General features: G+C 49.8%; 24 protein-coding genes and 1 tRNA gene. 5 read left to right on the top strand and 20 right to left on the bottom strand.

Annotation, left to right across the window (positions count from 1 at the left end; translation table 11 throughout):
* Positions 1–89: 89 nt before the first annotated feature.
* Together ACTHUM_RS06640 and ACTHUM_RS06645 are read right to left on the bottom strand one after the other, a co-directional pair.
* Positions 90–302 carry a hypothetical protein gene (locus ACTHUM_RS06640; protein WP_063075556.1) on the bottom strand — a complete coding sequence of 71 codons (213 nt, stop codon included), beginning with the start codon at positions 300–302 and terminating at the stop codon, positions 90–92.
* A gap of 60 nt (positions 303–362) precedes the next feature.
* Positions 363–557, bottom strand: a complete 195-nt coding sequence (locus ACTHUM_RS06645; protein WP_063075557.1) for a transcriptional regulator — start codon at positions 555–557, stop codon at positions 363–365.
* 111 nt (positions 558–668) lie between these two features.
* Between ACTHUM_RS06645 and ACTHUM_RS06650 the strand changes: the two genes are divergently transcribed.
* From ACTHUM_RS06650 to ACTHUM_RS06670, 5 genes are all read left to right on the top strand, one after another.
* Complete coding sequence (locus tag ACTHUM_RS06650; RefSeq protein ID WP_107792098.1) at positions 669–1,337, top strand: S24 family peptidase; 669 nt, start codon at positions 669–671, stop codon at positions 1,335–1,337.
* A 101-nt stretch (positions 1,338–1,438) separates the two neighbouring features.
* Positions 1,439–1,984: a hypothetical protein gene (locus ACTHUM_RS06655; protein ID WP_063075558.1), complete on the top strand. Its 546-nt coding sequence runs from the start codon at positions 1,439–1,441 to the stop codon at positions 1,982–1,984.
* Complete coding sequence (locus ACTHUM_RS06660) at positions 1,974–2,618, top strand: TerB family tellurite resistance protein (protein ID WP_063075559.1); 645 nt, start codon at positions 1,974–1,976, stop codon at positions 2,616–2,618. Before ACTHUM_RS06655 ends, ACTHUM_RS06660 begins: the two co-directional genes overlap by 11 nt.
* Positions 2,618–3,460: a sensor histidine kinase gene (locus tag ACTHUM_RS06665; protein ID WP_063075560.1), complete on the top strand. Its 843-nt coding sequence runs from the start codon at positions 2,618–2,620 to the stop codon at positions 3,458–3,460. The genes ACTHUM_RS06660 and ACTHUM_RS06665 overlap by 1 nt, the downstream gene beginning before the upstream one ends.
* Positions 3,453–4,370 carry a response regulator gene (locus ACTHUM_RS06670; protein WP_063075561.1) on the top strand — a complete coding sequence of 306 codons (918 nt, stop codon included), beginning with the start codon at positions 3,453–3,455 and terminating at the stop codon, positions 4,368–4,370. Before ACTHUM_RS06665 ends, ACTHUM_RS06670 begins: the two co-directional genes overlap by 8 nt.
* A gap of 56 nt (positions 4,371–4,426) precedes the next feature.
* On the opposite strand, the gene ACTHUM_RS06675 is transcribed toward ACTHUM_RS06670, so the two are convergent.
* The 18 genes from ACTHUM_RS06675 to ACTHUM_RS06760 all read right to left on the bottom strand — a co-directional run bounded on the left by ACTHUM_RS06675 (position 4,427) and on the right by ACTHUM_RS06760 (position 22,323).
* Positions 4,427–5,668 carry a contractile injection system protein, VgrG/Pvc8 family gene (locus ACTHUM_RS06675; protein WP_063075562.1) on the bottom strand — a complete coding sequence of 414 codons (1,242 nt, stop codon included), beginning with the start codon at positions 5,666–5,668 and terminating at the stop codon, positions 4,427–4,429.
* Between the two features lies 1 nt (position 5,669).
* Complete coding sequence (locus tag ACTHUM_RS06680; protein WP_063075563.1) at positions 5,670–6,119, bottom strand: phage tail protein; 450 nt, start codon at positions 6,117–6,119, stop codon at positions 5,670–5,672.
* Between the two features lie 20 nt (positions 6,120–6,139).
* On the bottom strand, positions 6,140–8,737 hold the full coding sequence (locus ACTHUM_RS06685) for a phage tail tape measure protein (RefSeq protein ID WP_440392573.1): 2,598 nt from the start codon (positions 8,735–8,737) through the stop codon (positions 6,140–6,142).
* A 400-nt stretch (positions 8,738–9,137) separates the two neighbouring features.
* Positions 9,138–9,494, bottom strand: a complete 357-nt coding sequence (locus tag ACTHUM_RS06690; protein WP_070647002.1) for a hypothetical protein — start codon at positions 9,492–9,494, stop codon at positions 9,138–9,140.
* A gap of 23 nt (positions 9,495–9,517) precedes the next feature.
* Positions 9,518–10,024 carry a phage major tail tube protein gene (locus ACTHUM_RS06695; RefSeq protein WP_063075566.1) on the bottom strand — a complete coding sequence of 169 codons (507 nt, stop codon included), beginning with the start codon at positions 10,022–10,024 and terminating at the stop codon, positions 9,518–9,520.
* A gap of 87 nt (positions 10,025–10,111) precedes the next feature.
* A complete protein-coding gene (locus ACTHUM_RS06700; RefSeq protein WP_063075567.1) occupies positions 10,112–11,284 on the bottom strand; it encodes a phage tail sheath subtilisin-like domain-containing protein in 1,173 nt (390 codons plus the stop codon).
* A 122-nt stretch (positions 11,285–11,406) separates the two neighbouring features.
* Positions 11,407–14,808, bottom strand: coding sequence for a type IV pilus assembly protein FimV (locus ACTHUM_RS06705; protein WP_440392572.1), 3,402 nt, complete (start codon positions 14,806–14,808; stop codon positions 11,407–11,409).
* On the bottom strand, positions 14,808–15,416 hold the full coding sequence (locus ACTHUM_RS06710) for a hypothetical protein (protein ID WP_063075570.1): 609 nt from the start codon (positions 15,414–15,416) through the stop codon (positions 14,808–14,810). Before ACTHUM_RS06710 ends, ACTHUM_RS06705 begins: the two co-directional genes overlap by 1 nt.
* Positions 15,413–15,667 carry a hypothetical protein gene (locus ACTHUM_RS06715; RefSeq protein WP_063075571.1) on the bottom strand — a complete coding sequence of 85 codons (255 nt, stop codon included), beginning with the start codon at positions 15,665–15,667 and terminating at the stop codon, positions 15,413–15,415. Before ACTHUM_RS06715 ends, ACTHUM_RS06710 begins: the two co-directional genes overlap by 4 nt.
* Positions 15,668–15,686: 19 nt before the next feature.
* Positions 15,687–16,427 (bottom strand): tail fiber assembly protein, encoded by a 741-nt coding sequence (locus ACTHUM_RS06720; RefSeq protein ID WP_063075572.1) that lies wholly within the window; start codon positions 16,425–16,427, stop codon positions 15,687–15,689.
* A 21-nt stretch (positions 16,428–16,448) separates the two neighbouring features.
* Positions 16,449–17,975: a tail fiber protein gene (locus ACTHUM_RS06725; RefSeq protein ID WP_440392571.1), complete on the bottom strand. Its 1,527-nt coding sequence runs from the start codon at positions 17,973–17,975 to the stop codon at positions 16,449–16,451.
* A 16-nt stretch (positions 17,976–17,991) separates the two neighbouring features.
* Complete coding sequence (locus ACTHUM_RS06730; protein ID WP_063075574.1) at positions 17,992–18,573, bottom strand: phage tail protein I; 582 nt, start codon at positions 18,571–18,573, stop codon at positions 17,992–17,994.
* Positions 18,574–18,576: 3 nt separating this feature from the next.
* On the bottom strand, positions 18,577–19,473 hold the full coding sequence (locus tag ACTHUM_RS06735) for a baseplate assembly protein (protein WP_150540469.1): 897 nt from the start codon (positions 19,471–19,473) through the stop codon (positions 18,577–18,579).
* A gap of 9 nt (positions 19,474–19,482) precedes the next feature.
* A complete protein-coding gene (locus ACTHUM_RS06740; RefSeq protein ID WP_070647033.1) occupies positions 19,483–19,809 on the bottom strand; it encodes a GPW/gp25 family protein in 327 nt (108 codons plus the stop codon).
* Positions 19,806–20,429 (bottom strand): phage baseplate assembly protein V, encoded by a 624-nt coding sequence (locus ACTHUM_RS06745; RefSeq protein ID WP_107792040.1) that lies wholly within the window; start codon positions 20,427–20,429, stop codon positions 19,806–19,808. Before ACTHUM_RS06745 ends, ACTHUM_RS06740 begins: the two co-directional genes overlap by 4 nt.
* Positions 20,426–20,695, bottom strand: coding sequence for a hypothetical protein (locus tag ACTHUM_RS06750; RefSeq protein WP_107792039.1), 270 nt, complete (start codon positions 20,693–20,695; stop codon positions 20,426–20,428). Before ACTHUM_RS06750 ends, ACTHUM_RS06745 begins: the two co-directional genes overlap by 4 nt.
* A 153-nt stretch (positions 20,696–20,848) precedes the next feature.
* On the bottom strand, positions 20,849–22,060 hold the full coding sequence (locus ACTHUM_RS06755; protein ID WP_107792038.1) for a tyrosine-type recombinase/integrase: 1,212 nt from the start codon (positions 22,058–22,060) through the stop codon (positions 20,849–20,851).
* Positions 22,061–22,232: 172 nt separating this feature from the next.
* A tRNA-Ser gene (locus tag ACTHUM_RS06760) sits at positions 22,233–22,323 on the bottom strand.
* Positions 22,324–22,359 lie beyond the last annotated feature (36 nt).

Consider the following 22,359-nt stretch of genomic DNA (forward strand, 5'->3'; position numbering starts at 1 on the left):
CGTTTCCTTTTTGGGTTGATGCCGACTGTCCGGCGGGTCAAGCGTCTTTCCGCTTTGTCATCACTCCGTTACACCGTTCAGGTTAAATATTAGACGGGGCGGATGAAATTCCACGGATGGGCACTCAGTCCGGAAGCGCATGCGTCGTAATAGTTACCGCCAAACACTTCTTCGTTACCGTTCAGCCATACAATCAGGTGCTTTTTGGTTTTCCCGCGCCCTTTGACAAAGATTCGCCCTACCGTGCTTTCCTGATTTGTATTCCAATCATTCATTCTCATAACATTTGCAACATGTTTCATTTTTCTACTCCTTGGTTGGGGTTGATGCCGTCTGAAATTATTCAGTCTTTCAAAAGTAAATTATAAAAATACGTCTGGTCTTAAATCTTCCCGCCGAACTCCATACCCAAGCTTCTCAATTTCAACTGCAATTTCAGCTGGCATTTTATTGCGACCCTTTACCCAACTATTTACAGTGGAACGTTTTTTTCCAAGTTTTTCGGCTAATGCTGCTTGACCGCCAGCAGCTTTGATTGCTTTTTCTAGGTAATTCATAACATCTCCTTAATTTTGAGAAAGTATATTTTAAATAACCTGAAAAGTAAACTTTTAGTAGCCGTTTTTTGTCTATTTAAAATTTACAATGCTGAAAACATGGAGAATTTTATGACTTACGATTTGGCAAAATGGGCTACTGAGGCAAGAAAAGCAGCTGGGATGACTCAAGAGGACTTTGCACTTGAGCTTGGCTTCTCAACTAAAGCCAGCGTTAATGCAATAGAAAAAGGACGAAACAAGCCAACTTTTGAAACGATGGTAAAAATATCTAAAATTTCAGGATTCCCTTTGCCTTATCAGGAAGTCTCCCAAACAAAAGTACTGTCTGAAGATTCAGACAGCCTCGCTGACGACCGCATACGTTTTGAGCGGTTGGACGTGGTTGCCGCGCTTGGAGACGGCTACATCAACAACGAAGCAGTGGAGGTGGTCGATTTCGTCCATGTCGATAAAGCATGGGCGCGCGAAAAACTCGGCGGCAACCTATCCCGTATCCAAGTCATCACGGCACGCGGCGATTCCATGCAAGGCACCATCGAGGACGGCGACGTACTCTTCGTCGATACCTCCGTCCACTCATTCGAAGGAGAGGGCATTTACCTCCTGTCCTTCGCAGACGGCCTAAAAGCCAAACGCCTGCAAGCCTCCGTTGGCGGCGGCCTGCTGGTCATCAGCGACAACCCGTTATACAGAACGGAAACCATCGAAGGCGATGGACTGGAAAAATTAACCATCTGCGGCAAAGTCCGCGGCGCATGGCATTTGTCGGGATTTTGATTTGAATTTTGTGAATCGGCTCAATTCACGGTAAGTTTTGGAAGGTGCGGCCGTTGGTTTTTTTGGATATTTAGTGATTTTGTTTATTAGGGAAGTGCAATATGGGAAAACAAAGTGGTCAACAGGCTGACAGGCAAGACGGTGTGAAATTGGACTTGCAAGAACTGCACTCACGGCAAATTCAATTGAAGCAGACCGTGCAAGAGAATATCGATGCTGTGCTGGCACTGCTAGCACTGGTCGATATTGAACCGGTAACGCGGACGCGGAATTTGAGATACAACCAAATTATTAAATCAGCGCTCGCTCTGAACGGGGTTGATTTGTCAGTAACAGATGACGAAGAGGCGGAAGCAGGGGCTGAATCAGACAAAAATAAAGGCGAATTCCAAACCGCCGCAGACAAACCTGAAAAATTGTTGCTCAAATTCGGGCAGGAATTTTTAGGCGGTCTGATTCGGAAAGATTTTAAAGCCGCACTCGCTGCTGCCCGAAACCTTGATTTTGAACGCCGCCTCCATTGGGCAGCTTGTTCGGGCGCGATATTAGTCTACGGGCGGAACGACGCGGGCAAACAGAAACTGACACCGTCTGAATTATCTCTTCATAACATGGTTAAAAAAGAATGGCTTTACGATGAAAGATAAACCTGTACTGCTGCCTGTCGGCGGTAGTTTTGAAATTGAATATGTCAATGCTGAAGGAATCGGAAGCAGACGGGTTATCGATGTCCGCAAGTTTGTTGCCAATCTTTCAGACGGTTATGTGCAGGCGTTTTGCCATGAGCGGAAAATGGTCAGGACGTTTAAATATCAGTCGATTATGGGACTGGTGGATTTGGAAACCGGCGAAGTTGTCGAACCTTCGCTTTTCAGACGGCGTTTGCAGGAACGGTATGAAGAGGCTCCCGAACGGCAGATGGATTTTTTTATTCGGGAGATGAAGCCGATTGTGGATGTGTTGGTTTATATCGCGTACTGCGACGGGAGATATGCGCCGTCTGAACAGCGGTATATCGCGCAATGGCTGACGGACAAATCGGAAATGGGCGATGATTTCCTCGCTTATTCGCTTGGCGTTATGAAGTCTTGGCCCGTGCCGGATTCTATGGATTTTTCTTTTGCTATCCGTGCTATTAATCAGCGTTTCCCCGATTGGCGTGATTCGGTGCTGGAATATGCGCGCAATGTCGCAAAAGCAGACAGAAAGGTTACAGATGAGGAAACGAACCAGTTGGAAAAGCTGGAAAGGTTGTTTGATGTTTTTAGGGAGAAAGCGTGATGACGGATTCAAAAGGCTTGTTTCCGCTGCCTCAATACCGTAAACCCGTAAAAAAGATGAGCAACGGGCGGCGGGCAATCATAAAAGAATTGGATGCTTTACAGAAAACGGTAAACAGCAATACGCTTCTCATCGAGACACTGCAACGGAATATGGCGGCAACAGAGGAATCTCATAATCTGCATATTGCCGCGCTGTCTAATTTCCTCGGCCATGATATGAAAAACTGTATTCAAAACATGGATGTCATCTTGACAAGCTATAGGGCGGACGAGATTACTGAGGGGCATTTGGAAAGTCTGCGGGTACAGTTGGACATGATTCGGGAGGTAATGGGCAATTTTGCGCAGCTTGTGCCGCACGGGCGGGACGGGATTTTCAAGGTCAACAGCCTGATTGGCGCGACGGAGGCTTTGACTCGTTCGATGCTGGAGGAAAACGGGGTTTTGTTCACGAAGGAATTGCTGGAAGACATCGATTTGCGGACTAAATATCCTTTTCATTCGTTGCTTCAGGTATTCAGTAATCTGATTATTAATGCCTGCCGCCATTTGCGGGATTTCGAGCGGCGCGAGGTGTTGTTTGCGGTTGACATCGATCAGGAAAACCATGAGCTTTTCTTTTCGGTTTACGATACGGGCGCAGCTGTTGAGCAAATCTGTCTCGACAAAATCTTCGATTATGGATACTCTACTACGGAAGGTAGCGGCATCGGACTTTACCATGCACGTTATATTTGTGAATTGTTGAAGGGAACGGTTGAATGTGTGCCGTCAGACAGGGCGGAATATTCGAAGCGTTTCCTGATTACCCTGCCTTTTATAGGATTGGACGATGTATAAGCATATTTTTGTTATCGATGATGAAAAGATTCAGGCCGACGGGCTGGCAAAACAGCTTAATGAGCGTATGGGCGGGAATGGATATGTGTTCGAGCCTTTGAGCGGCGAACATGAGATTATGCAGGCAGTTGCCGACCGCTTCTGCTCGCTGGCGATTGTGGATCTGCGGATGGATGATTATCCGTTCAACGGCTTGGAAATATGCCGCCGTATCTTGGAAAACAATCCTCTGGCGAAGGTTATTATCGTGTCGGCATGGCTGCCGGAGTTTTTAACGGCGATGCAGGACCTGATGACTTCTGGCAGCGTGTTGGCGGTGTCGGAGAAAAAATCGATGGCGGAATGGGTGCCGGAATTGGAACGGACGGTTGCCGGTTATTTTGAAAAACGGGACGGTGAGTTTTCGGAAAACAGTAAGATGTTGCTGAATGCGTACAGTTCTGCCAAAAATGAAAAGGACCCGTTCCGCAAGGGTGTGTTGTTTGAGGACTTCCTTGTCAATCTTTTCGGACAGATCGGTTTTCAGTTTATTCGGAAACGGGTAACGGATGCGACTTCGGAAGTGGATTTGATTTTACGCAATGATATTGATGATGCGTTTTTAGCTAAATTCGGCAAGTATATTTTTGTGGAGGCAAAAAACCGTCCTTCCGCTCCTGTCGATAAGAATGATTTTTTGGCGTTTGTGTCCAAAATCGAATCCAGCAGCGGTCTGGCGGAACTTGGTATTATTGCGGCCAGCCATAAAATCGCTTCTACGGTCAGGCTGGAGGCTCTACGCACGTCGCATAAGAGTATGAAGGTTCTTCTGTTTGCCAATGATGAATTGACACGCCTGATTGTGGCGGATGATAAACGCTATGAGCTGAAGAAGCTGATTGACGAGCAGATTAAGGATGTGCCGTCTTGATGTTGGCTATGGATAAACAAGGTCGTCTGATTTTTTCAGACGACCTTTTGTTTTGGTCAGGGTTTGGAAACTGCGGCGGCAAAGTTTGGGCTGACTTCGCCTTCGTAGAGGACAATCGGTACGTCGATCAGGCTTTGGAGTTTGACGGCGGTCGTCAGTCCGTTGCCGTCGAGGGTGTGGACGGTTTCTTTTCCGACCCATTTCTCTGCGTCGATTTCGGGCTTGAATCCTTGTAGGGTTACGGGGCTTTCGGGGGCGACGTCGGGGCGGCCGATGGCTAGGGAAATATCGAATTCCATTGCGCCGCGTTTTAGTTTTTTGTACGCGGCGCGCGCGCCGGTGGCGGCGGTTTTGGGGCTTTGGTAGGTATGGCGCAGGGTTTTGATTTTTTTGCCGGCAGTATCCACCTGTTTGATTTCGGTTACTTCTTTGGTGGTGGTTTTGTGGGTTTTGCCGTCTTTGCGCTTGGTCTTGTATTTTTTGGTGGTGGTAACGGTTTTTTTGACGGGGTCGTAGTTGTCTTCGGTAATGACGACTTCGTGCTTTTTACCTGTCTGTTTGTCGATGTAGTAGGCGCGGACGGCGTTGTAGCTTTCGGTATTGCTGTATCTGAATGCATATTGGTCACCGCTGTTGCGGGTAATCCTGATTGTGGGCAACGGCTGCCCGCCGGCGGTCGTGGCTTCGCCTGATGAAACAAACAGGAGGCGGCCGTGTTTGACTGTTGCGATGGCGTCGTAGCGTTCGGCAAGGCGCGACAAGAAGGCGGCGTCGGATTCGTTGCTCTGGTCGATGTGGTCGATTTTTTCGTCTTGGTAGGCTTTGCCGATGATTGGTGTGTAGCCGTTGGCGGCGGCAATGGATTCGATGATTTCTTTCAGGCTGGTTTTGTGCCAGCTTTTTTCTTTTGCCTCTGAAAATCGGTCTGATGTGTCGGCGGATTGGGCGGTGATGTGCAGGGTGTCGGGCGCGCCGCTCCAGCTTACTTCGGTTATTTTGTAGCTGCCTTTATCGACAATGCCTGTTTCGATGTAGCCCAGGGCGATGGTTATCTCGGCAGACTTCGGGGGCAGGGCGAGCTTGCCGTCGTGGTCGGACAGGCTGACGGTCAGTTCGTCCGCCTCGAAGCCGCTTTTGTCGGTCAGGCTGATGGAGATGATGCGGGAGAGAGCGTCGGTATTGAACGGCTTGCCGTTGATGGACAGCTTGGCGACGGGGGTTAGATGGTTGCCGCCGGTGTCGGTAATGGTGTTGAAGATTTTGACGGCTTGGTCTTTGATTTGGGTAAGTGCGGTCATGTCAGATTCCTGCAATGCTGCGGGCGATGGATACGCCAAGCTGAAGGGCTTTGCCTTTTAGTCCCAGCGGGCTGTCGGATACTTTTTTTAATTCTATGCTGAAGCTGATGGAACGGGCTTTGCCATCGTGCATGAGTTGGCTTCTGTCTTCTTTAATGGATGTGATGACGTATGCGCCCATTATTTGACCTGTGCCGAGGATGAGGTTGTATGGTTTTCCACGCTCTGCCATGAGGTGGAGCATGGCCAGGGAGGTGTCTCCCCCTGTGATTTCCGGCCTCATTTCGGCTGACAGGGTCAGGGTGTCAGTTTCCGGCCCTAGGTATTGGGTGGGATTAATACCGCCGCCGACGGTGGATTGATTTGGGTGCTTCCAGCCGCTTTGGCGGTTGATGGTTTGAAAGGGGATGGTACGGATGAGAAAGGGGAAGAATCCTAATGTGGCAAGCATGGTAGTGTCCTTTTTTGGTGTCAGTCATCTGAAAATGCGCTACGGGCACGACGTGCGGCTTGGTCTGCAATCTGCTTAATCTGACGGGCAACTTCGCGGGCGATGTCGGCTGGACTTTGGCTGCCTCCGTTGATGGTAATGTTGACGGTCATACCGCCTGCGTTTGTGTGATTTAATCCTGCCGATACGGGAACTGCTCCGACAAGGGAAGGGCGCGGTTCTTCAGCTGCGGCGGGGATAATGCTCTGCAATGCGCCCAAGCCTGCTTTGCGGATTTTTTCCAGAACCCGCCATCCTCCGAAGCGGGCTACATCCTGTTGATTGAAGACAACCTCGCCTTTATGCACGATACCGGCCGCTTGGTTGACACCTCCCGCTCCTGTGTAACCGCCTGTGGAATATCCTTTGTTGGGAATGTATGCGCCTACGCCATAACCGGCTGCGCTGCCTCCCGGTGCGGTCGGTTTGGTGGAAAAGGCTTTTTTCATCCATTCCCATGCGCTAGTAGCGACGTTTTTGAGGATTTGGAAGTTTTTGATGAGGATACCGATTGGGCCTAGGGCGGCGGAGAGGGCGTAGGATATGGGGTTGTTGCCGCTGAATGTTTTTTTTATCCATCCCCAGCCTATGATGAGGGCGTTTTTGATGCGGTCCCAGTGTGTGGCCAGTGCAACGATTGCGCCAATCGGCCCGGTCAGGGCGTATAGGATGGGATTTTGGGCGAATGTTTTTTTAATCCATTCCCAGCCTCTGATGAAGGCGGCAGTCAATGTATCCCAATTGGTGTAAACGAGATAGATGATGCCGATTAGGGCAGTCAGCGCAAGGCCTATGGGATTTAATGTCATGAAACGTAGGGCAATGCCTAATACTTTAAGAATACTCATGCCGAATCCGCCAAAGGCAATGCGGGCGGCGGCAAAGGGGACGGCAACTGCGGCAATAACTGCGGCCAGCCCTGCTAAGGCGGTCATTGCTGCGGTTGCATAAAATGCGATTTTTCCAAGTTTGGCGGCGGCCTCTGGATTTTTTGCCGACCATTCGTTGAATTTATCCAATAAGCCTGAAATGACATTCATGCCGTACTCTAAGCCTGAAAACATACTGCGCCCAAAGCCTGATTCGGTATTGAAGAGCTTATTTTTGAACATCTGCCATTTGGACGACATGGCGTTGACACGAATTTCGAACTCTTTGTCGAGGCTGCCTAATGCGTCCGGGGAGGTGGCAAGGCGTATTTGCTCGCGCCAAAGCTCTGTATTGGCGATGAGTTGGGCAAATACGCGGTTATATTCGCCGCCTGCCAAGCCTTTGAGAATGCCTGCTTGTTGCTCTTTCGGCATTTGTTGAACGGCGGCAATGATTTTTTCAAGCGTACCTTGCGCGTCTTCGACCATGCCTTTTTGGACGGATTTTGCGTCTATACCTATGCTTTTCAGGGCTTCCCGTACGGGTTTCATATCAGGCGCGGTACCCAGCCTTGTCATAAGGCTGCCAACCGCTTTGGCAGAGGTGGAAGCATCTACACCTGCGGATATAAGGGCGGAGCCTAGAGCCGCTACATGCTTCTCGTTCATTTTCGCCAAACCCATGCTGCCTGATACTTCGTTCATGTAGCTGATGAGCTGGTCGCCTGCAACCAGTGCGTTGTCATCAAGGTAGTTCATGACGTTGACTAGTTCAGAAGCGGCTTCTTTGGATAATTTGAAGTTTTGGCGAATGCGCCCCAGCTCTTCTGCAAGCGCCCCCGGGTCTGCTGCTTCAAAGGCATTTGCAGCTTTGACGGCTTCGGTAACGTAGGCTGCAAGCTCTTGGCGTGGGATATTCATCTTCGCGCCGGCAGTCATCATATTCATGATCTCAACCGTTGCCATGGGCAATTCACCGCTTAGTTTTTGGACTTCAGCGCGGATTTTGGCGATTTCGGCGTGGTTGAGGCTGCCGTCTGTATTTTTGAGGCTGCCGACTTGGCGGATCAGTCCCTGCATTGCATCTTCTTCGGACATGGCTGTATTGATGGCATGCCCTGCACCTTGCCTCATGGTGGCAGCCTTGCTACTTGTCCATGATGAGACACCCGATGCAATACCTGCGATGGCTGCGGCCTTGATTCGACTCTGTTGCCGTTTTTCCAGCTTTTCTAAGGCGGTAGACTGCTTTTCGATTTGGGCAGTAGTCTTTTGCATTCGGGCGGCAATCTCTGCCTGCTCTTTTTCAAGGTTTTGTCCGGATACGCCGACTTTTTCCATGTGGTCTTTGTAGCGTTTTAGCTGCGCGGATTGTTTTTCGTATTCGTTATTCAGCCTTTCGTCTTCACGGGTCAGCTTTTTGAGTTCTGCCGCCTGTTTTTTTGTGGCAACGCCCGTTTTGTCGATTTCGGCAGTAAGACGGCTTGTGGCGGCAGAATTACGGATGATTTGCTCATTCAGACGGTTGAAATATTGTTCTGCCTTGCCGATTTTTACCAGTGCGGTTTGGGCGCGCTCAAGATCACGCATTTCTTTTTTGTTTTTCGCCAATTCGCCCGACAGCCCGCTACTACTTTTTTTAATTCTGTCAAACGTTTTGCTTGCTTTGTCGGCGGCTTTGAGGATAATATTAATTGTCTTGTCTGTCATGGCTCGAGCTTTAAGATGAAACGGAAAATGAAAAATCAGATCTTGGCAGATTCGGTTTTGAATGCAGTTGATTCTGTCATTTGGTGGTATGGCGCATTATTTTGGCTTTTTGTTGCCGTCATTGCCCTTATGGTATGGATGCTTCCTTGATTATTTTGTCGATTGAAAAGGTCGTCTGAATTGATTTCAGACGACCTTTTTTATTGTCCGTCTCCTTGGCGTGCGCGTTGGATTTCGGCGGCTTTGGCAGCCCAGCGGTTAAGGGTAAAAAGATTTAGTCCTGCGAACCAGCCGATACCTCCTTTGAAAGTAATGGCGCAGAGGGCAAGGGCGTCGTCTATTGGGTAAAACGCAGGAACGTCTTCATCTTCTTCAGCCTGCCAGATGTCGGGCGCTGCTTTTATAAGGTCGGCGAACTGGCCGGCTCGGTATCGGAAGCATGGGTATAGCCCAAATCGGCAAAGGCTTCCTGAATCTCTGCTTTCGCCGAAGGTGCGGCTGAAAAAAAATCAATAGCGGCATTGAGGGCTTGTACATCTGCCATACCTAATACGCCATATTGCGCCATGCCAATTTTTGGGGTGCTGATTTTTGAGAGGAGCTTTTGAACAGTTTCGGTGTGTTTGATTTTGATGAGGTCTTGTCCCATGCCTGCCATATCTTTGGCCAGCGGTTCGCGCAAAGTGTAGGCTTTGCCGTCGGTCAGGGTTACGGTCAGGGTATCGTCGGGGTTGATTTTGATTTTTGGTTCTTGCATTTACTTGTTCCTGTTGTATGTGTTTAGAGGCCTAATGCGGCGCGAATGCCGGCACGAACGTCTTTGCCGCCGATGATGAGTTTGTTCGCCATGAGGTCTGCTTCAAAAACGACTTCTCCATCGACGGTTTCTTTCCAGTAGGTTAGGGCATATTTGAATGTCTGCTCTCCACCTTCGGCTGCTTTGTCTTCGCTGCGTGTGGTTTCGATAATTCGGCCACGCGCTTCGCCGACCAGTGTTTGGTAGGTTTCTTCGTCTTCTTTGTGCAATGCGCCTTGATAGCGTAAGAGGTTGCCATTGATTTTGTGGCTGATGGATTTGAACAGCTCAAGATCAAAACCTTTGCTGGTCAGCTCCAGCTCTAATTTTTCGATGCCATGAATGACGGTAAATTCGCCCATACCGCCGCCCGGGGTGTAGTCTTCGGTTTTGAATTTGATGTCCGGGCGTTTGACGGTCATGAGGACGCCGTCTTTGTTGAGTCCGTCGGTAAAGACGTTAAAACTTTTCAAGATGCGTGGCAGCTGCATTTGGGTGTCCTTTATTACTTGTGTTTGGGGTACCTATCCCTAACCCCTCTCTGTTGGGAGAGGGGAATTATTGGGAGGCAAGGTAGTTTAGACGGTGGTAGGTTTGAGGTTAGATGCGAATTCGATAACTCGGTCGGTCAGGTTGACGATAAAGCGGTCTGATACATGTTGGTTGAGTTCGATATTCTCTAAAGGCGGGGCTACGGTAAATTCGTAGTCGAAGGCAAAGATACCGCCGGCTACGCGTTCTTTTTCGATTTTTTTGGGGTCGATGAAGACTTGCGCACCCAATAACCAGCCTTGATAGACTTTTTCGGCGAGCTTGGCATTGATGCTGTTGATGATGTCAATCATAAGGCTCGGGTGCATTGGTTTGTCCATTGCCCAGAGAAAGCTTTCGGCGATGGTCTCTTTAATTACGGAAGAGACACGGACTGTTGGTTCGAATGCCCAGGCAGGATCTGCAGAACATGTGCGGTTGCCCCAAACGCGGAAGCCGTTTTCACGGATGAGGGTGGTAATGTTGAGGTTGTTGATGGTATTGGCGTCGCTGTTGATGTCCAGAAGTCCGAAGCTGCGTGGGTATTTAAGGGCGGATACGCCTTGAATTTCGGTATTTGAAATGGATTTGTGCGGACCGATTTTTTGGTCAAGCATGGCACGTGCGCCGAGGATGCGGGCAACGGTAGCGGCAGTTTCTTGGGTTTTGGAAGCGCCGAATGTCATGAATTCGTTGTCAATCAGCATGAGGTTTTTTTGCCCAAATCCGTTCTTATATTGGGTCAGGGCGGTAATATTTTCTGCGCCGCCGGCGGATGCATATACAAAGCCTTCAAGAGCGTTGGCGGTTACAACCAGCTCGGCGGTTACGTCAGCGTCGTCAAGTTCGGGCGCACCGATGATTTTTGGTTTGTAACCGGTATGTGCGGGAGCTTTCGCCAGTGCTTTGATACCTGCGATAACGTTTGCTTTCTGCTCCGGTGCTTTGGTTGAGCCGGGAACGCGGACTACAACGATTTGGGCATCTGCCTGATCTGCAATTGCGTCTAGGGATTTTGCCAAGGTTCCTTTGCTGCCTGCTTTATCAATCAGGGCAGAGACGGATGTTGAAAATATGGGTTTGGTAGCGGGAAAGACTGTGTCATCAGCGTCTTCTGCGGTGGCAACGATGCCGATAATGTTGGTGGCGATGTCGGAAATATGGCGCGCGCCGTGTGTGAATTCGTTGGCTGTTACGCCGTGCATGCGTTTTGCGGTCATGTGGCTGTCCGTTTCTTTGGGGATGGTCTGATTGTTGCTTTGCTTTTTATCGGTGGCAAGCGGTGGAGGTTTTGAGTGGGATTTTTAGGCCGTCTGAAGTTTTCAGACGGCCTTTGTTTGTCTTAAGCGGCGGCGATGCCAAATCCTGTCATCAATGCCGCGCCTTTATCGGTGGCTTTGGACACATCCCCTTGTACGATTTCAAAACCTGCACCGATTCGAACTGTACGGCCTGTATTGGCAACGTGGCTGGTACCAATACGGATTTTGTCGAAAGCGGTATTCCAAGGTACAACGGCTATATGCCATTCACCGTAGGAATAGGTATTGCCTGCTCGGTTGACTTTGCCATCGACTGTGGCATTTTCCGGCATGCGTAGAGTAAAACCGTTTTCGCCATGAGTGGCGGTTACGCCGCCAACGGCGGGGCTTTCGCCTGTTATCGGCAGTAGGATAAATGCTGCCCCTGGTGTGCCTCCTTTTTCAAGTTTGAACGGCATAATGACTGTGGTCGGAGTACCGGTTGTGGCACTGACTCCGCTACTTTCGATATAGCGGTGGCCTCTACCGTTTTCGCCTGCCTGTGCCTTCATGTAACGGATGTTGCCTTCTTCTCCAAATGCACCTACCCATCCTTCCGGCTCTCCTGCACGTAGTGCATTGATGACGCTCGTCAGACGAGCCTCACTATTGCTGCTGACGGCTTCTGTTGTGCTGGATTCGAGGCCGTTAAATGTGAATTTAAGGGATGTTTCTGTGGCGGCAGGTGCGGGCTGTTCATTAGTGGGTGCCGGTCGTTCAGGCTCTGCTTTAGGTGTTGCTGAATCAGCTTTTGGTACTGCCGTTTCTGGTGTCGGCTGTGTGACTGTCTCTGACGCTTTGCCTGCTGTCGATGCTTTGAGTTTAGTGATTTCGGCCTCTAAATCTGTCAGCTTCGCCTGCATCAGGGTGGCGGCATAGTCAGTAGTCTGTGTATTTTTATGGTTACGCGCGCCGGTCCATACTTCTACTGTATCGGTCAGTTGGTTGTGCATGTAATTCTCGGCAACGGTGCAGTTGTCTAATTCGCCGATAGGGTAGAAACCTGCACTTAGTAGGCCGTTTCGGTATTTAACTGTGTCAACGGTATAGGGTTGTCCCACTTCGGTTTTGCCCTGCTCGGCGTTCTTGTACGGGGTAATATCGCAGTGATTGCCGACAATGGACGCGCCGCGCAACTTGCCGATTATCATCTGGCGCATGAAGTTGCCGTCGGGGGAGTTTTGAATGTAGTTCCCGCGGATTTGTGCAGCCAACATTGTGCCGTAACGCGCTTCTGCGCCCACGCTCATGCCGTATGTCGATGTGTTGACGGTTGCGGTAGCCGTCGCACCCGTACCACCGCCTCCTTCGAGGGTTACGGTTGGCGGTGTGTCGTAGCGGCTGCCGATGCGGCGCAGCTTGATTTCGGTAACTTTACCGTCTTTCACTACTGCTTCGCCTTCTGCGCCGAAGGCTTCCGCACCGCCTCCTGTGATGATGACTTTAGGGGCGGTGGTATAGCCGCTGCCACCATTGGTAACAGCAAATCCTGAAACGTAGCGCATGCCGTAAAAATCGCCGAACGGCAGGGCAAACGTAAACTGGTTGCGTTCAATCAAAAAGTGGTTATGCCCGTAGTTGCATTGCAAACCGCGCGGGGCATAGACCGTATTGTCGTTAATCAGTTGACGGCAACGCAGCCACCATTTCTTCTGATTGCGGCGGGAAAGCACTCCCAATGCACCATTAATCGGATGAATGCCGATATTGCCGCTGACAATGGTATTCCCGGTAATTTCGATATTGCTGTCTTGGTAATAGAAACTGTACGGGTCTGCAATTTTGGAGGCGCGTCCGTCCGTCGCGGCAAATACTTCTTCGATCACGGTGGAAATGCCGTAGTACATGGCACGGCCACTGTTGTTTACGATTTTGACGTTGTTTCCGGTATGAATATCCATTACCTTGCGCTTGCCAAAACCGAACACGTTGTCGTGAATGAATAGGTTGTCCATTGGCAGGTATCGGGATGTACATTGCTGATAACCCGGATCAAGGCTGACGATGGAATTATTCCAGCCACGCACATGTTCCAGATGCGCATCGGGGTGTCCGACTACAGAATCAGGTGCGAAGATGCCGCAAAGTTCGTAGCCTGATACGCGGACTGCTTCCACCCCGCAGGTATAGTTGTGGGTAAAGTATCCGCCCGTGATTCGGGTGTTGACGGCAACCATGCCTTTTTCGTAGGCCTTGGCGACTTCGCCTCCGCCTACATCCTCTCCGGACGGAGAACCATGTAAACCTGCAATCACTGCGCCGCCAGTGAATCCCCGTACGTCGAAGTAGCGGATTTCTGTGCCTCTGCAGTCGAACAGTCGCCAACCGTAACCGCGACTCCATACCTGACCACCGCGCCAGAGGCCGAATGTGGGCGCAACCGTGCCGTCATCTTGAGGGAATTGCGACAGGCCGTCTGAATTCCAGTAGCCGCCGACGCTGCGGTAGCGTTGGCTCGATTCGTCAATGTGCAGTTGGCGGATTTTTTCGCGTGTATATCCTTCAGGTTGTTGTACGCCTGATGTATCAGCCGAATTGTTCATGTAACGGGCAACATCGTGGGACAGTGTGGTGGTATTGAAACCTGCCTCCGCCGTACCTTTCAGCGCCATACCCGTGCCGATGTGCGGTTTTTCGCGCGTCCAGCCGTCGATATGCGGAATCCAGCGTTTGTCAGGGTCGGCCATGCCCGATGTATAGCCATAGTCTTTATAGGCACGGGTGGTAATTTTGCCGCCGTGCAGAATGGTGTTGCCCTCGGATTTGCCGCACAAGTGGAACACGTCCTGCCCCATTTCTTCCACGCAAAATTCTGCCAACGAGAAGTCGTACACATTAAAAACGGAATGATGAAAGGTAATACACGGCTGTTGGCCGTTGACTGTCAGCATCATGCCGCCGACGGAAATTTGCCGTCCGTCCGCGCCGTAGTATTCCGGCTTGTAACCTGTGTTCTTCGTTACCGGGAAAAAGCCGCCGCGCGAAGAAATAAAGACGTTAGACGGCAGACGGTCGTACCATGCCTGAATCAGACGGACAATATTCAATGCGTCTTCTTTAGAAGGATTGTTTTTGTACCAACCGTCGTAAACTTTTTTACGCAGTTCGGGTGTCAAGGCGTCCTCGATATAGAACTTACCTTTTTCAATGGCAATCTTGGCGGCAGCCTCGATTTGTTCGCCCTCGAACTTGGCCTGCTCGGTAATAATCAGTGATGGTGTTTTGACATCGGCAAAGGCATTGCCTACTGCTTCTGATACTTTGGCGGGTGTAATGAGGTGGATGTCGGACGTATTGTCGTTTAGTTTCAGACGGCCTTCTTCGTCAAGAGAGGCGGTCACGTTTGGATTTTCTGCAAGTTTTTTGGCTTTTGCGGATTCTTCTTTTGCTGCCACTACTGCATCGGTAATTGCTAATACGGCTTGATCTAATTTTGATGTCATTATTTATTTCCTAATTTTTTATACACTTCTGCCAGTGTTTCGTCGGTCAGGTCAGTGGATGCAGCTGGATTCGGAGTAGGGGCAACCGGTTGTTCAGGTCGCGTGGACGGTATGTGTTCCGTGCCGTTGCCGTTGCCGTTTTGTGTTTCTTTAATGACCTCTTTTACGATTTCCCGTATTTTTTCAGGAGATACGCCGGCGGTTGGTGTGCCTTCGGCAGGAGATACGACGACTAGCCCCTGCTCCATGATGCTGACGCGGATGGGTTCGGTACTCTCGCCGATAATGCCGCTGACGTTGGTAATGGAGGGTGCAATGTAGATTTCTCCGCGCAGGACGGTACAGACGATGCCCCCAAAAACGGCGCGTAGGTCGTATTGGCCTAATGTCCATGCGATGTTTTGAGTCAAGTGGGCGGGGAAAGTAATAATTATTTCTTGTCCGCTGACACTGATTTGAGGGCGCAGCTCTTCGCCTGTCTGCCCGCGTACGGTCATTGCCCATTGCGCGGATTTAGGCTCGAATGGCAGGCCTCCACCGTCAAAGCCGATTCTGAAAATACGGGTATCGCCTTTGTATAAGGTCAGGTTTTTTGTCTGGATGGTCATTTGAGACTTTCAGGGAAGTGGGCTTTATGTTTTTCGCGAAAATAGGCGGCTCGGCAGTGGCTCTTCTGCCAGAAAAATAGTGCGTCAACTGCTTTTCGGATGGCTGTCCAGTGACTCTTGTTTGCTTCGACATCTTTGCGGTAGAGGCGGCTGGACAGGGTCTCGTCCGGGTAGCCGCCAAATACGGCATTAATTGTTTGGTCGGCAGCAATGGCAAGATTCTTGAAGTAGGCTTTGATGTTTGATTTCATTTTCAGACGGCCTTGTAAATCAGATATTGATTTCGGTGTTGATGACGTTGAGTTCGTCTAAGTTTTGGGCGGCTTCGATTTGTTTCTCGATGGCTTGGCGTTTGCCTGCAACGGTAGCGCAGAGGGACTCATAGGCAACGGTTTTGCGCAGGGCGGCGGCTTTGAGTTTGTCTGCTTCTATTCCGCGCGATTGGGCAATTTGATCTAAAACGGGTGTGGCCGCGCTTTTATCTACCGACCATGCGCGGGCTTCGGCAGCTTGGATAGGCCAGCTCTGCACTTCAAAGGCGGGGAGGTCGTCCATGCCTGATTTTTGGGCAACAATGTTTTGGGCTTGACGGTTGATGGCGCGGATTAAAGCAGCCTTGGACGCGTTTAGAAATTCGGCTTCAATTTGTGCTTTTTTGTCTTGGTTTTCCATCCATTTTTCTCCATCCCATTCGTCAAACCGTGAGGAAGGTTTTAAAAATGTCAGGTCGTCTGAAAGGCTGCCGATTTGGTCGATGATAACGGCTGTGCGATCAGTTTTTCGGTAGGCAGTTTTGCCACGATGGTCTTCGATGACGTCCCAGCCTTCGCCGTTCCAGCGGGCGGCTTTGCCTGCGCTGATTTGAGGCGGGTCGGTGTCGATGCAACCGGCGGGAATCAGATAGCTGCCGTCGCGTGCCATGATGTCCAGATCGGCTGTGGTTTGGCCGATGTAGAGATGGTCGGCGTCAAGTTGGCAAACGGGTTTTGTCCATTGGATGTTTTGGGTCATTTTTTTACCTTTCTAAACGGTTTATGCCTTGATGCATGCCAGCAGGGCGATATTTCTAGGACGGGTTTCAATGCCGCCAGCCGGGTCGGTTTGGCCGACAGTGTCAACCGATACGGTTGACGGATTGCTACCCCTGTCGGTATCGGACATGCGGTTGACGCCGATGCCGTGGCTGTGGCTGCGGAACTCATCCGCCTGCCATGAGCCTAAGACACGATTTCTATCAATTGCTCTGCCGTCATCCCATGATCGGATAAATTCGCCGCGTAAGTCGGGCAAGTTGAAAGTGGTGCGTCCGTCACCACGGCCGTAACGTTCGCCGATGGCGGCGAACAGGTTGGCATAGATGGTACGGGATACTGCCGCGCCGTTTGCTTTTAACCATCCAAATGGTGGGACATCTTGGGCAAAGTAGGCGACGGCACCAACGGGGACGCCTACATTCATCACGTTGTTATCGACACGCGCAATCAGTCCGGGCGTGTCCCAACCGATGGCAATTTGATGATTCTGCCCGCCCAAACCTACTGCGCCTCCGCGTCGGATACTGTTGTCGTAGGCGGTTTTGACGGCTTTGGATGTGGCAAGATTGTCGGTACTGTCCAGATTTACGGCATCTGATTTGTCGGACATAAGGGCGATTTTGACATCACTGTATGTCAATGTGCCGTCGTCTTTAAGTTGCAGATATTTTCTGCTCTTGGAATTACGCAAATAAATATCTTGGGGACCGGTATGGATATCGGCAGATTTTCCATTGCCGGATACGGACAATCCCGCATTAAATACGGCTTTTGATGTAAAGGTTTTGATACCGCCGACGGTTTGGTCACTTGATAGCATGACGCCGTTTTCTTCGGTTAAGACGGTTCTCATGCCGATATAACGACCGTTGGCATCCCAAGCAGAGGTAACGAGATGATACGGATTGGACGACGAGCCGTATGAGAAGCCGATGCCGCGGGCGTGTGCGCCGTTCACTACTTCCGGATGGGCAATGTGGATTTCCATTGTTGGCAGGGTATTTCCGTCAAGCTGACGGCCATTGGATCGGTAAAATCCGCTTTTGGTATAGCCTCCGGACTGGTCTGCATAGTAGTTGGTGGTGGCGACATTCATTTTGTCAGTAGCAAGTCGGGCGGCATTGGCTTCGACCCAACTTTGATAGGCGACGCTTTCCGATCCGGATACGCGCGGGAAGTGTACGCGCCCGATTTCTCGACTTCCCGATGTAAAAACATAATTGAAGCGTGCGCCGTTTTCTCCTTCAGATACGGGGGCGGTCTCAAAACGCCAGTAGCTGCCGTCGCCATTGGTAAAACGGATTTTTTCCCATGCGTTGGTTTGAATATTGAGCTGGCCTTCTATAACTTGCGTACCTTTATTGCCAATCTTGGATTCGACTTGGGTTTTAAGGTATAAGGTGCGGTTAGCTAGCGCTTGCAGGGGTTGATTGATTGGGGCATCAGTACCGCCTATAACGCGGTCGCCTGGTTCGATGAGGCGGACGTTTTGGGTGTATTGGTTGAGTTCTTTTGCGTTGGCCATTTTTTATCCTTTAGGGTCAGGCTATGCCGAAGTTGTAACTACCGTCGAATGTGATTTCTCCGTTCCAATAGATAGGGTGGTCCCGGTAGTCGAGGCTGTGCAGTTCGCAACGGAGAGGGACAATTCGTTCCAACCATTCTCGAAGCTTTTGGGCTTCATTATTGGTAACCGGGCGGCTTAATTTAATGCTGTATTTCGCCCATTCTCCATTGCTGCCTCCGAATAGGTGTGTGCCGTCAAAGACGGCGTTTCCGTTCCAGTAAAGATTGGCGGTATTTTCGATGATTTGTATTTCTCCGTATCCTAGGTCACGGAAAAGGCGCCGGATGACGGATGGTGTCCCTTTGTGCTGATGCTTTTGAATATAGTTTTCTATCAGTTTTCGGCGTGCGATTTCGGTGTCGGTAATATTCCAGCCTTCGTCACTGCCTATGGAGCGTTCCCATGCAAGCCATGGTATGAATTCTGGAGGGCAACTGTCGGGAATGCGGCTTTTGGTAATGACTGTGAGGTCGAAGACAGTTGCCAGTTCTTGCGATGTCAGGCGTGCAAGGGCTTGCAGGAGGTCGGTGTTGTTGGTTGGGATGACTGTCGGCATGGCTTAGGCTTCTGTCAGAATGGTTTCTGTAATTTTTATAAATTCGCCGTCTGTACACAGGATGTCTTGTCTTGGCTCTGTCAGCTCTACTTTTTTGACGCCATCTGTATCAAGTGCGCCAATGATTTTGGACAAGGCAATTTGTGCGCCGAGTCTTTTATGCTGCTCTAGCATTTGATTGAGGTCTTGAAGCTGGCGGGCTTTGACGATTTCTTTGTCTGGGCCGTCTTCATAGGTAATACGGGCGGATATGCGTATTTCTTTCGGGGTGCCGGCGTGGACGGTTACGGTATCGCAGAGTGGGCGTCGGATTTCGTCGCTAAGATAGGCATTGACGGTTTCAAGGGTACGGCCACTAGGTCTACCTTGGTTGCTGGATGTTTGGATATAAACAGCGACTGTTCCCGGAGACACTCTGACGGCGCGGGCATCGGTAATATCGGGGGCGGCATCAAGGGCATGGGCTTCATATGCTGCACGAGGCCCTGCCGCTGCGAGTTTCTCTGGATATAACTGGACGCGCCGGCGGAGGTCATCGTCGGTTTCGTAAACGGCTTCTGTGGGGGGGGTGGTGGTTGGATCGGCAGCGATGATGGTTTTCCGCTCTATGCCTTTGGCTGCGGCAAGGTGGTCAAGATCGCTTCCTTGTGCGAAGGCTAAAAGTGTTGCTGCAGCTGCTTGGTTTATACGTTGTCGCAGGATGATTTCTTGATATGCCTGTTGTTGAAGGTCGATGGTCAGTGGCTCTGATTCGAGTTTCAAGGTGGCTGCAATGGTTGGACGTATGCCAGCCGGGACGAGGGCGATGAGGTTCGCTTTTTTGCGCTCAAATATGGTCTCAAAGTCGAGTTCTTCGATGACTTTGGGGGCTGGTAGGCGGGTTAGGTCAATTTCTGCCATGTTTCTGCGTTATTGGATTTGGAATGTTTGTTCTGTGCCGTCGGTCAGGGTCGTGACAATGGTAATGGCTAGTTGTCCGTTGGCGGCGGCGGTCGGGTCAAAGTGTATGCTGCGCACGGTAATGCGCGGCTCCCATGCCGCTATGGCAGTTACGGCAGCCTGATGGCAGAGTGCTATAACGGTCTGGGTCATTGGCATATCTATCAGCTCTGGCAGAAGGCTACCGTAGTCTTCTCGCATGAGGCGGCTACCGATGCGAGTGAAGAGTATGTTCTTTATGGATTGGGCAATGTGTTCTTTTAAGCCGATGCCGCGTCCTGTTTGGTCGTTGGTCATCTAGGCTGTCCTGTTGTGCCGCCGCTGTCGCCCTGGTGGGTGTGGGTGGTTAGGTTGACCCCGTTACTGATGATGCTGCCTGATTCTTGGCGTATTGTGCCTTTGATAACTGCTGCCGCTCCACCTTCGCCACCACTTCCTGCCATACCACCCTGATATGTAAGCAGTCCGGCAACGGTTAACTTGCCTTTGATGTCTGTCTCGGGACTGTCGATAGTCAGGTGTTTGGTGTGTACGGTGGCTTTTTCTTTGACGGTAATATCGGCAGTTTTGATGCCTTCGATTTGTAGATGGCTTTTTGCGTGGTTGTATTTAAACTCTGCTCCGTCAGGCATGAGGATGATGGTTTCATCTGGGTTTTGGGATGGAGCAGGATGTTGGGAGGTTGAGAAGCCGCAAATAATAATTCCGTTTTCGGGTTCTCCGCTGGGAGAAAGTATGATGCAACCTTCGCCGATGGAAGGTAAACGCCAAATTGATACGCCACCCGCTGCAGGAACAAAGTATGGCAACCAGTCTGTAATGAGACCGCCGTGTTGTGCGCGGATTCTGTTGGCAACAGGGTCGGTTTGGGAAACTGTGCCGATTTTTATGAGGTTTTCAATGTTGCGACTGGTCATGGGATGATGTAGTCTCCGATTTTTAGGCTTTCAGCTGCTTTTTTGCTTTCAAACATGGCTTTGCGGTCGAATTTCCAGCCGTATTCATTTTTTAGTCTGACGGTAATGAACCATAAGCCGCAAAAAAATAAGGGGCGGCTGTGGATTGCTATGACTTGGCAGGGTTCTTTGAACATGGTCTTGGTTTTGGTTTTGCTGTTTTTGGAAAGCCGCCGTTGTGGAGTGGCAACGGCGGCTTTGGGGGATGCCGTCTTTCCGGCTGTCATTACTCAACAATCACAAGGAACATATCACTTCAGATGACGATTTGATTTTGGCAAAGAGTGAATATGTGGGCAAGCAGATGGGGTTTTAGGTGGGTTTTTTAAGTTTTGGATATAGAAAAAGGTCGTCTGAAAACTTTTCAGACGACCTCAAAACTATTTTATCCGATACTTTTCCCGTAATGCCATCACATCTCGACCAAGGTTTTCCAGCATTTCTCGTCGCTCCTCTAAAAGCTCTGATCGGTCATAAGCGCGTTCTGTCTTATCCGTAATGCCATGCGAAAGCAGTAATTCACCCACATCTCTGCGAACCTTATAAACCTCTCTCAAATAAGTCCGTGCTAGACTCCGCAAACCGTGTGCCGTCGTATCCAGCCCCATTTTAGTACGAAGCTTTAATCTGACTGTCTCGGACGACAATGGCTTGGTAAACCCTGAACCTTCAAATAAGAATACTCCATTCACATTTAATCTTAATGCCTCAAAATAGATTCGCGTCAAAGCGGAACTTAATGGGACAACATGCGGCCTTGTTTTCATCCTTTCAATTGGAATTTCCCAAGTTCCTGCCTTTAAGTTAATTTCATCCAGACGAGTCCCTGCTGCTTCCGACGGCCGCGTCATACTCAAAAGTTGCCAATAAATTAATAGCCGCGCTCGTTCCCCAATTCCCTTCGATGTTTCTAACTTCTCCACTAAGAGTGGTAGCTCATCAAAGCGCAGTGTATCGAAATGACGTTCAGGTGGCCTATCGAATACTTGTTTTCCAATAACACTGACTGGATTTATAGTGATAGATCCATCTGCTACAAAATAATCAAACATCAATCCCAATGCACCTTTAACCCGACGTAAATATTCAAGCGCCCCGCGTTCTTCCATTTTCCTTAAAACTGCTACTATATCTGCCGTCTTGATCGAACGAATATCCTTTCCCTTAAAAAAAGGTAGTACATTCAATTCTAAAGCCGACAGTACTTGCCCTGCATAACGCGGATTTTTACCCATCCCTTGTTTGCCACCCGATTTCTTCCATTTTTCAAACCAAAGTACCAAGCAATTTTCAAAACGAAACTCTGCTCCTACGTCCGCAGAAATTGCCTTCGGATCAGTTCCATTTCTGATTTTTTCTAACATCTCCTTTCGCCATGCCCGCGCATCTGCTAGTCCGAAACGTGGAAATAAACCCAGCGTCAATGTGTTCATTTTCCCATCAGGGCGGCGGTATTGTAGCCTCCAAGACTTAGAACCTGAAGGCAAAATCCATAGGGCAAGCCCACCTCCATCTGGTAACTTGTAAACCTTCTCTTTAGGTTTTGCTGTTTTAATTTGAGACAGACTTAATGGCGTTACAATTTTTGGCATGAAGTGTTACTCCTTGGGTAATAACACATAAAATACCACAAAAAAGATAAAAGAATTGAAATATACCCGAAATGAATTTAAAGCAGATGAATAACAAAAAAGGCTAAGTTATTGATAACTTAGCCTTTAATATGCGGTTTTAGAAGTAATGAAAAACTTATAAAAATGAAAATGGCAGAGAGGAAGGGATTCGAACCCTCGATACGCTATTCACGTATACACGCTTTCCAGGCGTGCGACTTAAACCACTCATCCACCTCTCTGTGGACTATTATCCTGACTTGTTATCAGAATAATGT

This window comes from Neisseria sp. P0021.S006 (genome assembly GCF_051956895.1).

Bases quoted from the DNA above. Each gene is read 5' to 3' on its own strand.
- ACTHUM_RS06640 (WP_063075556.1), bottom strand. From the start codon at position 302: ATGAAACATGTTGCAAATGTTATGAGAATGAATGATTGGAATACAAAT.
- ACTHUM_RS06645 (WP_063075557.1), bottom strand. From the start codon at position 557: ATGAATTACCTAGAAAAAGCAATCAAAGCTGCTGGCGGTCAAGCAGCA.
- ACTHUM_RS06650 (WP_107792098.1), top strand. From the start codon at position 669: ATGACTTACGATTTGGCAAAATGGGCTACTGAGGCAAGAAAAGCAGCT.
- ACTHUM_RS06655 (WP_063075558.1), top strand. From the start codon at position 1,439: ATGGGAAAACAAAGTGGTCAACAGGCTGACAGGCAAGACGGTGTGAAA.
- ACTHUM_RS06660 (WP_063075559.1), top strand. From the start codon at position 1,974: ATGAAAGATAAACCTGTACTGCTGCCTGTCGGCGGTAGTTTTGAAATT.
- ACTHUM_RS06665 (WP_063075560.1), top strand. From the start codon at position 2,618: ATGACGGATTCAAAAGGCTTGTTTCCGCTGCCTCAATACCGTAAACCC.
- ACTHUM_RS06670 (WP_063075561.1), top strand. From the start codon at position 3,453: ATGTATAAGCATATTTTTGTTATCGATGATGAAAAGATTCAGGCCGAC.
- ACTHUM_RS06675 (WP_063075562.1), bottom strand. From the start codon at position 5,668: ATGACCGCACTTACCCAAATCAAAGACCAAGCCGTCAAAATCTTCAAC.
- ACTHUM_RS06680 (WP_063075563.1), bottom strand. From the start codon at position 6,119: ATGCTTGCCACATTAGGATTCTTCCCCTTTCTCATCCGTACCATCCCC.
- ACTHUM_RS06685 (WP_440392573.1), bottom strand. From the start codon at position 8,737: ATGACAGACAAGACAATTAATATTATCCTCAAAGCCGCCGACAAAGCA.
- ACTHUM_RS06690 (WP_070647002.1), bottom strand. From the start codon at position 9,494: ATGCAAGAACCAAAAATCAAAATCAACCCCGACGATACCCTGACCGTA.
- ACTHUM_RS06695 (WP_063075566.1), bottom strand. From the start codon at position 10,024: ATGCAGCTGCCACGCATCTTGAAAAGTTTTAACGTCTTTACCGACGGA.
- ACTHUM_RS06700 (WP_063075567.1), bottom strand. From the start codon at position 11,284: ATGACCGCAAAACGCATGCACGGCGTAACAGCCAACGAATTCACACAC.
- ACTHUM_RS06705 (WP_440392572.1), bottom strand. From the start codon at position 14,808: ATGACATCAAAATTAGATCAAGCCGTATTAGCAATTACCGATGCAGTA.
- ACTHUM_RS06710 (WP_063075570.1), bottom strand. From the start codon at position 15,416: ATGACCATCCAGACAAAAAACCTGACCTTATACAAAGGCGATACCCGT.
- ACTHUM_RS06715 (WP_063075571.1), bottom strand. From the start codon at position 15,667: ATGAAATCAAACATCAAAGCCTACTTCAAGAATCTTGCCATTGCTGCC.
- ACTHUM_RS06720 (WP_063075572.1), bottom strand. From the start codon at position 16,427: ATGACCCAAAACATCCAATGGACAAAACCCGTTTGCCAACTTGACGCC.
- ACTHUM_RS06725 (WP_440392571.1), bottom strand. From the start codon at position 17,975: ATGGCCAACGCAAAAGAACTCAACCAATACACCCAAAACGTCCGCCTC.
- ACTHUM_RS06730 (WP_063075574.1), bottom strand. From the start codon at position 18,573: ATGCCGACAGTCATCCCAACCAACAACACCGACCTCCTGCAAGCCCTT.
- ACTHUM_RS06735 (WP_150540469.1), bottom strand. From the start codon at position 19,473: ATGGCAGAAATTGACCTAACCCGCCTACCAGCCCCCAAAGTCATCGAA.
- ACTHUM_RS06740 (WP_070647033.1), bottom strand. From the start codon at position 19,809: ATGACCAACGACCAAACAGGACGCGGCATCGGCTTAAAAGAACACATT.
- ACTHUM_RS06745 (WP_107792040.1), bottom strand. From the start codon at position 20,429: ATGACCAGTCGCAACATTGAAAACCTCATAAAAATCGGCACAGTTTCC.
- ACTHUM_RS06750 (WP_107792039.1), bottom strand. From the start codon at position 20,695: ATGACAGCCGGAAAGACGGCATCCCCCAAAGCCGCCGTTGCCACTCCA.
- ACTHUM_RS06755 (WP_107792038.1), bottom strand. From the start codon at position 22,060: ATGCCAAAAATTGTAACGCCATTAAGTCTGTCTCAAATTAAAACAGCA.